We start from the raw sequence: 12,490 nt of genomic DNA on the forward strand, positions 1-12,490 counted from the left end.
CGGTTACGACAAACATAAGAAGGCTGGTGCCGGGAAAGGCCGGGCATCTGAAAAAGAACATGCGTAATCAGCAAGTTGTCATCACGTTAACTTTAATTATACGAATTGATTTTCCTGTTTAAGCTGAGGCTTAATGTGCAAAAAAAAGGCATTGTTCGTCAAGGGGATTAATGGCGGGTATTTTAGCAGATATTCGTGCGATCAAATAAAAAGCCGGTCATAGACCGGCTCAGAACGTCAGGCTTCGGCTGCCTGTTTGTGAAACAGCTCGCGAAACACAGGATAGATATCTTCTGGCTCGCGAATATGCTGAATGGCGAAATTATCAAATACCGACTGCAGATGTTCATACTCGCGCCACAATGTCTGATGTGCGCGTCGGGTGATCTCGATATAGCTGTAGTAGCGCACCACCGGCAGAATATTCTTCGCCAGAATTTCGTGACAAAGCGGCGAATCATCCGCCCAGTTGTCGCCATCTGACGCCTGCGCCGCATAGATGTTCCACTGCGCCGGGTCGTAGCGCTCCTTAACCACCTCGTCCATCAGCTTCAGGGCGCTGGAGACGATAGTGCCGCCCGTTTCCTGCGAATAGAAAAACTCCTGTTCATCCACCTCTTTCGCCTGCGTATGATGGCGAATATAAACCACATCCACGTTTTTATAGGTCCGGCTCAGGAAGAGATAGAGCAGGATATAGAAGCGCTTCGCCATATCCTTCGTCGCCTGATCCATCGAGCCGGAGACATCCATCAGGCAGAACATCACTGCCTGGCTGGAAGGTTCAGGACGTTTTTCAAAGTTTTTGTAGCGCAGGTCGAAGGTGTCGATAAAGGGCACGCGCTCAATGCGCGCGCGCAGTTCGGCAATCTCCTTGCGCAAGCGCTCCTCTTCCAGCAGCTGCGCCGGCTCCGCTTTTTCTATCGCCGTCAGCGCCTCTTCCAGTTCATGCATCATGCGCCGCTTGCCTGCGGTCATCGCGGTTCGCCTCGCCAGCGAGTTTTGCAGCGAGCGCACCACGCTGATATTGGCGGGCACGCCGTTAGAGGTGTAGCCAGCGCGATGGGTTTTATATTCGTTGAGCTGACGATGCTGATTCTTACGCAGATTCGGCAGCGCCAGATCCTCAAACAGCAGGTCGAGATACTCATCTTTGGAGATCTGGAAAACAAACTCATCCTGGCCTTCGCCATCCTGACTGGCGTTGCCCTGACCGCTGCCGCCACCACCACCGCCACCCTGAGGCCGCTCGATACGGTCGTTCTGCACAAAGTGGTCATTACCCGGATGAACGCGATGGCGACTGCCGCCGCGTCCCTGATGGAAAATCGGCTCGTTAATATCATCAACGGGAATCGAGACGGATTCGCCACTTTCAACGTCGGTTACCGAACGCTTATTGATGGCCTCCGAGATAGACTGTTTGATTTGCGACTTGTAACGGCGCAAAAAGCGCTGTCGGTTGACTGCGCTTTTATTCTTGCCGTTGAGTCGCCGATCGATGAAGTAGGCCATAAAACTCCCCCAAACGTTGTAAGCAGGTCGGGCTGTGGCCCGACCTTATGGGTTTAATGCCAGCGCATCAACGTGCTTACGCGGTGTGATTATGACGATTTACGCACGCGCAGATACCATTCGCACAGCAGACGCACCTGCTTGCGGGTATAGCCTTTCTCCATCATGCGATCGACAAAATCGTCGTGTTTTTTCTGTTCATCCGTGGAGGTTTTGGTATTGAACGAGATAACCGGCAGCAGCTCCTCGGTGTTAGAGAACATTTTCTTCTCAATCACGGTGCGCAGCTTCTCGTAACTGGTCCAGTTGGGATTGCGCCCGCTGTTCTGCGCGCGCGCGCGCAGCACGAAGTTCACAATCTCGTTTCGGAAATCTTTCGGGTTGCTGATCCCGGCCGGTTTCTCGATTTTTTCCAGTTCCGCATTCAGCGACTCGCGGTCGAACAACTGTCCGGTATCGGGATCGCGGTACTCCTGATCCTGAATCCAGAAATCGGCGTAAGTCACGTAGCGGTCAAAGATGTTCTGGCCATATTCAGAGTAGGACTCCAGATAAGCGGTCTGAATCTCTTTACCGATAAACTCGGCGTATTTCGGAATCAGATAGCCCTTCAGGTGTTCCAGATACTTCTCAGCCTGGTCCTGCGGGAACTGTTCACGCTCAATCTGCTGCTCCAGCACATAGAAAAGATGAACCGGGTTCGCCGCCACTTCGGTATGGTCGAAGTTAAAGACGCGCGACAGAATTTTAAACGCGAAGCGGGTCGACAGGCCGTTCATGCCCTCATCCACGCCCGCGTAGTCGTGATATTCCTGCCAGGATTTGGCTTTGGGATCGGTGTCCTTCAGGCTTTCACCGTCATAAACGCGCATTTTTGAATAGATGCTGGAGTTTTCCGGCTCTTTCAGGCGCGACAGAATAGAGAAACGGGCCAGCGTTTCCAGCGTGCCGGGCGCGCAGGGCGCGGTAGCCAGCTCGCTGTGGTTAAGCAGTTTCTCGTAGATTTTGATCTCTTCGGAAACCCGCAGGCAGTAAGGCACCTTGACGATATAGACACGGTCAAGGAACGCCTCGTTGTTTTTGTTGTTGCGGAAGGTTACCCATTCCGATTCGTTGGAGTGCGCCAGGATAATACCGTTGAACGGCAGCGCGGAGATCCCCTCCGTACCGTTATAGTTCCCTTCCTGCGTCGCCGTCAGCAGGGGATGCAGCACCTTAATTGGCGCTTTAAACATCTCGACGAATTCCATAATACCCTGGTTGGCGCGGCACAGTGCGCCGGAATAGCCATAGGCATCGGGATCGTTCTGCGCATGGTTTTCCAGCTTGCGGATATCCACTTTACCCACCAGCGCGGAGATATCCTGGTTGTTCTCGTCGCCAGGCTCGGTTTTCGCGATCGCCAGCTGCTCAAGAATCGACGGCCAGACTTTCACGACTTTGAAGCGAGTAATGTCGCCGCCGAATTCATGCAGCCGTTTAGCGGCCCAGGGCGACATAATTGTGCCGAGATAACGACGCGGCACGTTGTACTCTTTTTCAAGAATGTTGGCGTCTTCCTGCGGATTAAACAGGCAGAGCGGATGATCGTTGACCGGGCTGCGTTCGCCGTCGGCGCTCAGAACGTAAATCGGCACGCGCTGCATCAGCGCTTTCAGACGCTCCGCCAGCGATGATTTACCCCCGCCTACCGGCCCCAGTAAATAGAGGATCTGTTTTCTCTCCTCCAGACCCTGAGCGGCATGTTTCAGATAGGAAACGATCTGCTCTATAGCTTCTTCCATGCCATAGAACTCTTCGAAGGCCGGATAGCGGCCAATCACACGGTTAGAGAATATTCTGGAAAGGCGTGGCTCCTGAGCAGTGTCGACCATTACTGGCTCACCAATAGCCATTAAGAGTCGCTCTGCGGCGTTGGCGTATGCACTGCGATCCTGCTTACAGATGGCAAGGAATTCCTGCAGTGTGAACTCTTCGTCCTTGGCAGCTTCATAACGCTGACGATAGTGATCGAATATATTCATAGCGATGCCCGTCCTTTCGTTTTTAGCACAGGTAAAGGAGCGTAATTAAAGGCTCATGCAGCTCCCGGAAGATATTCTGATTTGAGTACAGCAACCCTTATGCCAACCTGATGTATTGTTATCGGGGTACACACTTCTTATGGTCACTCTGCTCGTATAAAGTCTTACGGCTTACTCTTAACTGTAGAAGGCATTTAGGAAATTTCCTCCGCATAATTTTGCTATCTGGCGATATATCAATAACAAAGTCAGATTGTTGCAAAGCCAGGCTTGCGCTATTCAAAGGGAAAAGAGAGTAGAATCCGGCAGATGTGCCGCTTTCAGCCGCTCTGCTAAAGAGCACCGCAGATTATGGTTAAACAGGCGAGCAAAAATCGTTAAACTTCGTAGTGATTTTTATATTTATGGAAGAAATAAATTGTGAACCATTTCAAACTTAAAGCGCATGGCGCAATTATTTGCGCTCTTTTTTTTGCTAATACCGCTGCTGCTGAAAGCTTCTCATTAGGCGCATCAGTGATTTACGCCCAGTCCCCCTACCGTGGCGGACAGGATCGCTATTTACCGCTGCCGGTTATCAATTATGACGGCGATAATTTCTGGTTCCACAGCCTGCAGGGCGGCTATTACCTGTGGAAGGATCCGCAGAACCAGCTCTCGCTGACGCTGCTGGGATCGCCCCAGGAGTACGATCCGGGCGATAACGATCTGGGCGATATGAAAGACCTTGATAAGCGTCGTATGACGCTGATGGGCGGCGCCACCTACAGCCATATGGCGGATTGGGGCATCCTTCGTACGGCGCTGCTGGGCGATGTGCTGAACAACAGCAACGGCATTATCTGGGATCTGGCCTACCTCTATCGCTTCGAGTTCGGCGACTTTAGCCTGACGCCTGGCATTGGTGCCATGTGGAACAGCGCAAATCAGAACCGCTACTATTATGGCGTCTCCAGCCATGAAGCTGCGCGTACCGGCATCAACCGCTATCAGCCTGACGACAGCTGGTCTCCTTACGTTGAACTGGGCGCCAGCTATCAAATTTCGCCGCAGTGGAATGCCAGCCTGGTGGGCCGCTATACCCGCTTCGATAGCGAGATCAAAGACAGCCCGATGATCGACAAAAGCGGGCAGACCACGCTCTGGACAGGTATCAGCTATACCTTCTGACGTCACCGTTATGGGGCGGATTTTTAACCATGGCACTATTCTGGTGCCCTGATTTGATGCAGGAGTAAAAGGATGGATAAAGCGATCGCTTTTGATGACCACACACGACTACCCGCTATTGGTCAGGGCACCTGGTATATGGGCGAGGAGGCCGCGCGCCGCCGTGAAGAAGTCGCCGCGCTGCAGGCGGGGCTGGATGCAGGATTAACCCTGATTGACACGGCGGAGATGTACGCGGAAGGCGGTGCGGAAGAGGTCGTAGGCGAGGCGCTGCGTGGACGACGCGACAGCGCTTTTGTCGTCTCTAAAGTCTATCCATGGAACGCAAGTGAAGTGGATGCAGTCGACGCCTGCGAGCGTAGTCTGAAACGGCTCGGCACCGACCGGCTGGATCTTTATCTGCTGCACTGGCGGGGCAACGTACCGCTTGAAGAGACGATCCGCGCGATGGAGAGGCTACAGCAGCAGGGCAAAATTTTGCGCTGGGGCGTCTCTAATTTTGACGTCGACGATTTGCAGGAGTTGCTGAGCGAGCCGGGCGGCACAGCCTGCGCCACCAATCAGGTACTTTACCATCTCGCTTCGCGCGGAATTGAATTCGATCTCCTGCCAGAGTGTCAGCAGCGTCAAATGCCGGTGATGGCCTATTGTCCGCTGGCACAGGCGGGAAGGCTGCGTCAGACACTCTTCTCTGACGCTACGCTGCTGGAGATTGCCCAACAGAAGGGCATCAGCGTAGCGCAGCTGTTGCTGGCGTGGGTTATTCGTAACGAGGGCGTTATCGCGATCCCTAAGGCCAGTTCGCTGGCGCATGTTCAGGAGAATGCGGCCGCGCTGCAGGTCCGGCTGAGCGATGAAGAGCTGGCGCGGATCAACAAAGCCTTTCCGCCGCCGCAACATAAGCTGGCGCTGGATGTGGTGTAAAAATCAGGCAAAACATAATTTCTGTCAGTGCCGGGCTGTCGTGGATGACGCGGACCGATCGCAAAGTCGCTCAAGGCATCCTTGCTCGCTCGGCCCGCGCCATCCCTGGCGCGGGACGCTTTGCTCTTCAGTCCGCGTCAACCACTCCTTAGCTTCCAGACTTGCCTGAAAAATTATTAAGCTTTTTGCCGCAGCCGGAAGGTGGTTGCCAGCCGCGCCGGTTTTTCGCCTGCGCTGCGCATTGGCTTATTGATACGTGCCGTCTCTACGCACACCATGGTCTTATAGCCGTCATTCGCCATATCCGCCATGCTGCAGGAGAGTTCCACGCCCGGATTCCAGGTAACCACATCGCTGTGATGATGGTGATAGACCTCGATGACGCGCTGTCCTTGCTTATCGTGAACCAGCGAACAATCTTCCGGCTGAGTGAAGACACGGTCAATGCGACCGGGATAGGTCTGTTTGCCGCTGGAGGCCTGTTCGCTGTTATTGTCCACCTTGTCAATAAAGCGTGTGCCCAGTCCGCTCACCTCGACGTCGGCGATATCAGCTACCTGGAAATAAGTGTGCAACGCGCCGGTAGCGGTAAAGTCGCCGTGCGCTTCAAGCTCGATTTCGCAGTGCTTGCCCAGGCGGAAACGGGCGAAAAGGGTAAAGTCATGCGGCCATAGCTTTTTCGTTTGCGCCGTGCTTTCCAGCACAAACGTCAGCATCACGTTCTCGTCATTCTCATCGTGCGCCGAAAGCGTCCATGGTTGATTACGGGCGAAACCGTGCGCCGGTTCGCCTTCCGGCCCAAACCATGGCCAGCAGATCGGCACGCCGCCGCGAATGGCTTTACCCGCTGAAAAAAGCGACTTTTCGCTCAGCCAGATCACCGGCTTTTCACCGCTCGGCTGCCAGGCGATCAGGTGCGCGCCCTGAAGGGTTATCGCAGCACGAACCTGGGGATGACTCACCACGATGACCGGCAAATCACCAAGCTGGCGCTGCGAGAGATAGGGGGTAATTTGCTTCACCACCGGCAGGGAGAAAATTTTATCTTGCATAACCGAATCCTTCCTGTTGCTACGATAAAAAAGGGCGACCGAAGTCGCCCTTATTGTCTGTCGTGACCGGTATGCTTATTTAGCAACCAGCGCGATCAGGTCGAGAACTTTGTTTGAGTAGCCGGTTTCGTTGTCGTACCAGGAAACCAGTTTCACGAAGTTGTCGTTCAGCGCGATACCTGCTTTGGCATCGAATACAGAGGTCAGCACTTCGCCGTTGAAATCGGTAGAAACCACGTCATCTTCCACGTAGCCCAGCACGTCTTTCATCTCGCCTTCTGCAGCCGCTTTGATCGCTTCACAAATTTCTTTGTAAGAAGCCGCTTTTTCCAGACGTACGGTCAGGTCAACCACAGAGACGTTTGGAGTCGGTACGCGGAACGCCATACCAGTCAGTTTACCGTTCAGCTCCGGCAGGACTTTGCCCACGGCTTTCGCTGCGCCAGTAGAAGACGGGATGATGTTCTGAGATGCGCCGCGGCCGCCGCGCCAGTCTTTGTGAGACGGGCCGTCAACGGTTTTCTGAGTAGCGGTAGTCGCGTGAACGGTCGTCATCAGACCTTCGACGATGCCGAATTTGTCGTTGATAACTTTCGCCAGCGGTGCCAGGCAGTTGGTGGTGCAGGAAGCGTTGGAAACGATATCCTGGCCTGCATATTTGTCGAAGTTAGCGCCGCGAACGAACATCGGGGTGTCGTCTTTAGACGGACCGGTCAGAACGACTTTTTTCGCGCCAGCAGTGATGTGTTTACGTGCGGTTTCGTCGGTCAGGAAGATACCGGTCGCTTCAGCAACAACGTCAACGCCTACTTCGTCCCACTTCAGGTTAGCCGGGTCTTTCTCAGAGGTAACGCGGATTTTTTTGCCGTTAACGATTAACGCGCCGTCCTGCACTTCAACGGTGCCGTTGAAGCGGCCGTGCGTTGAGTCGTACTTCAGCATGTAAGCCATGTAGTCCGCGTCTAACAGGTCGTTGATTGCAACGATTTCGATGTCAGAACGCTGCTGAGCAGCACGGAAAACGATACGGCCGATACGACCAAAACCGTTGATACCTACTTTGATAGTCATATATTCCACCAGCTATTTGTTAGTGAATAAAAGGTTGGCTGTAAAATTACAAAAACCTTACCAGGCGTCAAGCGGAATCGTGTCAATAGTTGCGACAGGTCAATCCGTTCGACAGGAATAATTTGATGCGCAACCGCTTGCGCAACAAACGTGTTGAGGTGATGCTGAAACCCGAGAGCTGAATATAAAGGGATAGCATTAGCAAAAGGTGATCGAGGTCACAAATCTACGCTGCGAAAAAGAAGTCTGTCGACTAAGCACGAAAAAAGCCCCGGTAATGTTATTCGTTTGTTAGAATATTAGTCGATTTTTTCAGAATGACACTCTCCGGAACCACTCAAATGGCTAAAGAAACCGCATCCGAAGCAAAAATTGCGCAATTGTCTGAAATGCAGCGCTATGTTACTCAACATCGTGGCACTGAACCGCCTTTCAGCGGCGCGCTTCTGCACAATAAACAGGAAGGCATCTACCACTGTCTGGTCTGCAACGCGCCGCTGTTTCTCTCGGAGACAAAGTATGACTCCGGCTGCGGCTGGCCGAGCTTCTATCAGCCGGTCAGCGATGACGCGATTCGCTATCTGGAAGATGACTCTCACGGTATGCACCGCATTGAGATCCGCTGTAACAACTGCGACGCCCATCTGGGACACGTTTTTCCAGATGGTCCGCAGCCGACCGGCGAGCGCTACTGCGTAAACTCGGCGTCGCTGAGTTTTACTGACGAACAGGGCGAAGAAAAGCAGGGGTAAAGGATGAAACAACAGCTCGAAACCATGCTCGACGCCATGACGCCTGAGGTTTATGAGCGCCTGGCGACGGCGGTGGAAACCGGCAAGTGGCCAGACGGCGTGGCGCTGACTCAGGAGCAGCGTGATAACTGCATGCAGCTGGTGATGCTCTATCAGGCACGCCATAACGAGGCGCCGCAGCATATGACTATCGGCAAAGGCGGCGAGATGGTGACGAAATCGAAAAGAGAGCTGAAGGAAGAGTTCGGCATCGATAGCGAGATTACACGCATCAACCTGCACTAAGCATAAGGCCGACGTTGCGTCGGCCTTATTGTATTTAATTAAATCAGCACGGCGCCTTGCGCCTTCATCTGGGCGAAAGCGATCTCGCTGTCTTCCGGACTGAGATTCACGCCGCGGCAGCCTTCTTTTACCACGGTCACCTGATAACCCAGCTCCAGCGCGTCCAGCACGCTGTATTTCACGCAGTAGTCCGTTGCAATCCCCAGCATCACCAGATGGGTAATGCCGCGCGCCTGCAGCCAGCTGTCCAGTTCGGTTTTGCGGCGATGACCGTTGTCGAAAAAGGCGCTGTAGCTGTCGACATCGACATCCTGACCTTTATGAAATACCGCGTCGATCAGGTTGCGATCGAGGCCGGGGTGAAGTTCGGCGCCAGCAGAGCCCTGAATGCCATGATCCGGCCACCAGATCTGCGCCAGCCCGTTCAGTTCGCCCAGCGTATAGACCGGCTCGCCGGAAACCGATGCGAAGCTGCCATGGTTGGCCGGATGCCAGTCCTGGAGCGCCAGCACATATTCGCCTCGGGCGCGAAATTCCCGCGCATAACGATTAGCGACCGGTACGGTCATATCGCCTTCGTGCACGGCCATTGGACCGCCCGGACAAAAGTCGTTTTGGATATCTATGATAATGAGGGCCTGCTTCATAACAGGTGGCTCCGTAATTAGTCTTCGGTCAGTTCACCGCGCAAGTTTTGCTGCATCCTGGCGCGAATCTGATCGCAGGAGAGCGCCTGACTCAGTAAAAAGTGGAGCTTGGTCAGCGCGGCTTCCACCGTTAAATCAAATCCGCTAATAACGCCCGCATGCTCAAGAGCGTTGCCGGTGGCGTAGCCGCCCATATTCACCTTGCCCGAAATACACTGGGTCAGGTTAACCACGACAATGCCGCGATCGCTGGCCTGCTGCAGCTCGGCAAGGAACTCGGCATTCTGCGGCGCATTGCCGACGCCATAGGAGCGCAGAATAAGCGCTTTAACCGGCTGGCGTAAAAAGTTGCGCACCACGTCCGCCGAAATGCCCGGATAAATGGTGACGACACCGATAGGCTGAGGCGTAATGGTATGCACCTTCAGCGGGCCTTTTCCTTGCGGCGCGGGCGGCGTATTCAGACGACGAATATGGATGCCCGCCTCCAGTAGCGCAGAGAGGTTCGGCGACGCAAAGGCGTTAAAGCCGTCCGCATGCGCTTTTGTGGTGCGGTTGCCGCGATAGAGCTGATTGTTGAAAAACAGCGATACCTCGTTAACGGGATAGTTCGCCGCAACGTAGAGGGCATTAAGCAGGTTCTGCTGGCCATCGGAGCGTAGCTCCGCCAGCGGGATCTGCGAGCCGGTTACGATCACGGGCTTCGCCAGGTTCTCCAGCATAAACGACAGGGCCGACGCGGTGAACGCCATGGTATCGGTTCCATGCAGGATAACAAATCCATCGTAACGATCATAATTTTGTCGAATATCTTCCGCGATCGACTGCCAGTCTTCGGGTGTCATATCGGAGGAGTCGATTAGCGGATCGTATTCGTGAATAGTGAAATCGGGCATTTCAGGGCGGTGGAACTCCGGCATATTCGCCAACTGCTGCTGCAGATGACCTGAAACCGGTATATAGCCCTGTGCAGAGCGCTGCATGCCGATGGTGCCGCCCGTATAAGCGACATAGATATTTTTCTTTTGCATCACAAACTCAGACTTGCCGTAAAACGCGCAGTATAAGGGGAAAGCAGGGGAAAAGCAGCCCGGTCTACGACCGGGCTGCGAGCTTTATCGCACTTCGCCGCAGTTCAGACAGAACGCATAGCGATTTTGCGGATCGTTGAGATTATTCAGCAGGCCAGGCTGTTGCTTCATGGCGCTCATCACATCCAGCATTGGCGCAGGCAGCCAGGCTTTCAGCGTTGTCGGCAGCACAGCCTGTGCCGAGGCGCTGACCTGGTTAAGCAGCATATCGAACATGCCGGGCTGATCCTGATACCAGGCCAGCTGCGGCTTCGCGACTTTCGCCAGTTCGCCCGCTTTTTTCACGGCGTCGTCAAAGTCGCCCAGCGCATCCACCAGACCGTTGGCTTTCGCATCACTGCCGGTCCAGACATGGCCCTGCGCGATAGCGTCGATTTGCTCCGGCGTTTTATGACGCGATGCGGCAACCAGACCGACAAAGTTGCGGTAGCCGTTTTCAATCGTCAGCTGCATCAGCTGCTGGACCTCGGTCGGCAAGGCTTTGGTAGAGGCGACGTCCGCCAGCGGCGAAGTAGCAACGCCATCCGTATGCACGCCGATGCTGTCCAGACTGTTTTCCAGCGTATTGATCACGCCGAAAATACCGATCGAACCGGTCAGGGTGCTGGGGTTCGCAACGATATAGTCGGCTGGCGTCGAAATCCAGTAGCCGCCTGAAGCCGCCATGCCGCCCATAGAGACGACGACGGGCTTACCGGCCGCGTGTGCCGCCGCCAGCTCTTCGCGGATCGCTTCAGAAGCCGTGACGCTGCCGCCAGGGCTGTTGACGCGCAGAATAATCGCTTTGATTTTAGGATCGAGACGGGCATCGCGGATCTGCGAGGCGGTGGTGTCGCCGCCAACGTTGCCCGGGGTCTCTTCGCCGTCCATAATCGCGCCGCTCGCCATCACAACCGCGATGTTGCCATCCCGCTGGGTCGGTTGTTTAACGTTGTAGTCATAGATGCTGACGCTGTGATAGTCGTTACTGGCTTTATCCCAGCCGAAGGTTTTCACCAGCTCCTGATCGGCCGCCGCACGGCTGTCCAGCACGTCCACCAGTTTGTTATTCAGCGCATATTTGGCCGTATCGCCGTTCACCGCCTCAAGGCCAGCAATAACGGCCGCCGCGCCAGGGAAGAGCTGTTCCGGCGTAATCTGACGGTTGCCCGCCACGGTATTCAGGTAGTTCTGCCACAGCTGACCGACCCAGCGGCTGTCGGCGTCACGCGCCGCCTGCGACATATCGTCGCGCAGGAAAGGCTCGACCGCTGACTTATAGGTGCCGACGCGGAAGACGTGGGAGTTCACCTTCAGCTTATCCAGCAGCGTTTTATAGTAGAGGCCGTTAGTGGCGAAGCCGTGCAGATCGACGGTGCCCTGCGGAGAAAGGTAGATTTTGCTGGCGTAGCTGGCGAGATAGTATTGCGCCTGACTATAGCTGTCGCCCAGTGCAAAAATGGGCTTGCCGCTGTCGCGGAACTCGCGCAGTGCTTTGCCAACATATTGCAGAGAAGGCTGATCGCCACCGGCGAATTCGCGCAGATCCAGCACCATGCCGGTAATATTTTTATCGCTCTTCGCCTGACGGATGGCGTCGACCACATCGAACAGCGAGTTCTCCTGCAGGCGATCGCTATTCGCGCCCAGCAGCTGACGTCCCAGCTTGCTCAGCTTATTGCTGACCGAAGGCTTATCCACCAGCACGCCGGTAAGATCGACTTTCAGCGCGCCTTGTTGCAGCGGCGTCGAGTTGCTGCCGGAACCGCTGACCTGCAGCCAGATGCCGACGCCAATCAGGATTAAGAAGATCAGGAACAGATTGAGAATAAACTCCCTGATAAAATTCAGCACTCGCCATGTCCATCGGAACAGACCGGCAATAATTCGCCACAATGTGCGCATCAGACTCTCCATTTTCGCTAGCGGAAAGCGGTCGCCGCGCGGCTCCGCCTTCCATGACGCCCTCATCCTAAAGAG

The 12,490-nt window shown here is 54.7% G+C and carries 11 protein-coding genes; 4 read left to right on the plus strand and 7 right to left on the minus strand.

What is annotated here, in order from left to right; genetic code table 11:
• Positions 1-237: 237 nt before the first annotated feature.
• Positions 238-1,515: a YeaH/YhbH family protein gene (locus tag D7S44_RS08790; protein ID WP_120453962.1), complete on the minus strand. Its 1,278-nt coding sequence runs from the start codon at positions 1,513-1,515 to the stop codon at positions 238-240.
• An 89-nt stretch (positions 1,516-1,604) separates the two neighbouring features.
• The gene (yeaG, locus tag D7S44_RS08795; protein ID WP_120453965.1) at positions 1,605-3,539 is read right to left on the minus strand and encodes a protein kinase YeaG; all 1,935 of its coding nucleotides are present in this window, start codon (positions 3,537-3,539) and stop codon (positions 1,605-1,607) included.
• A gap of 420 nt (positions 3,540-3,959) precedes the next feature.
• Between yeaG and D7S44_RS08800 the strand changes: the two genes are divergently transcribed.
• Both D7S44_RS08800 and D7S44_RS08805 read left to right on the plus strand, forming a co-directional pair.
• Complete coding sequence (locus D7S44_RS08800) at positions 3,960-4,709, plus strand: MipA/OmpV family protein (RefSeq protein ID WP_120453966.1); 750 nt, start codon at positions 3,960-3,962, stop codon at positions 4,707-4,709.
• 72 nt (positions 4,710-4,781) lie between these two features.
• Entirely contained in the window at positions 4,782-5,633 is an 852-nt protein-coding gene (locus tag D7S44_RS08805; RefSeq protein WP_120453968.1) for an aldo/keto reductase, read from the plus strand.
• A gap of 176 nt (positions 5,634-5,809) precedes the next feature.
• On the opposite strand, the gene D7S44_RS08810 is transcribed toward D7S44_RS08805, so the two are convergent.
• Positions 5,810-6,685, minus strand: coding sequence for a D-hexose-6-phosphate mutarotase (locus D7S44_RS08810; RefSeq protein ID WP_120453970.1), 876 nt, complete (start codon positions 6,683-6,685; stop codon positions 5,810-5,812).
• 75 nt (positions 6,686-6,760) lie between these two features.
• Positions 6,761-7,756 carry a glyceraldehyde-3-phosphate dehydrogenase gene (gene gapA, locus D7S44_RS08815; RefSeq protein ID WP_120453972.1) on the minus strand — a complete coding sequence of 332 codons (996 nt, stop codon included), beginning with the start codon at positions 7,754-7,756 and terminating at the stop codon, positions 6,761-6,763.
• A 341-nt stretch (positions 7,757-8,097) separates the two neighbouring features.
• Here gapA and msrB point away from each other — a divergent pair, with 341 nt between their 5' ends.
• Together msrB and D7S44_RS08825 are read left to right on the plus strand one after the other, a co-directional pair.
• Positions 8,098-8,508: a peptide-methionine (R)-S-oxide reductase MsrB gene (gene msrB, locus D7S44_RS08820; RefSeq protein ID WP_120453974.1), complete on the plus strand. Its 411-nt coding sequence runs from the start codon at positions 8,098-8,100 to the stop codon at positions 8,506-8,508.
• 3 nt (positions 8,509-8,511) lie between these two features.
• On the plus strand, positions 8,512-8,793 hold the full coding sequence (locus tag D7S44_RS08825) for a YeaC family protein (protein ID WP_120453976.1): 282 nt from the start codon (positions 8,512-8,514) through the stop codon (positions 8,791-8,793).
• 38 nt (positions 8,794-8,831) lie between these two features.
• Here D7S44_RS08825 and pncA read toward each other — a convergent pair whose 3' ends face one another.
• The 3 genes from pncA to sppA all read right to left on the minus strand — a co-directional run bounded on the left by pncA (position 8,832) and on the right by sppA (position 12,415).
• Positions 8,832-9,440: a bifunctional nicotinamidase/pyrazinamidase gene (pncA, locus tag D7S44_RS08830; protein WP_120453978.1), complete on the minus strand. Its 609-nt coding sequence runs from the start codon at positions 9,438-9,440 to the stop codon at positions 8,832-8,834.
• 17 nt (positions 9,441-9,457) lie between these two features.
• Complete coding sequence (ansA, locus tag D7S44_RS08835) at positions 9,458-10,471, minus strand: asparaginase (protein WP_120453980.1); 1,014 nt, start codon at positions 10,469-10,471, stop codon at positions 9,458-9,460.
• An 84-nt stretch (positions 10,472-10,555) separates the two neighbouring features.
• Positions 10,556-12,415 carry a signal peptide peptidase SppA gene (sppA, locus tag D7S44_RS08840; RefSeq protein WP_120453982.1) on the minus strand — a complete coding sequence of 620 codons (1,860 nt, stop codon included), beginning with the start codon at positions 12,413-12,415 and terminating at the stop codon, positions 10,556-10,558.
• Positions 12,416-12,490: the final 75 nt, after the last annotated feature.

The sequence above is a fragment of the Pantoea piersonii genome (genome assembly GCF_003612015.1).
In the GTDB taxonomy this organism is placed as follows: domain Bacteria; phylum Pseudomonadota; class Gammaproteobacteria; order Enterobacterales; family Enterobacteriaceae; genus Pantoea; species Pantoea piersonii.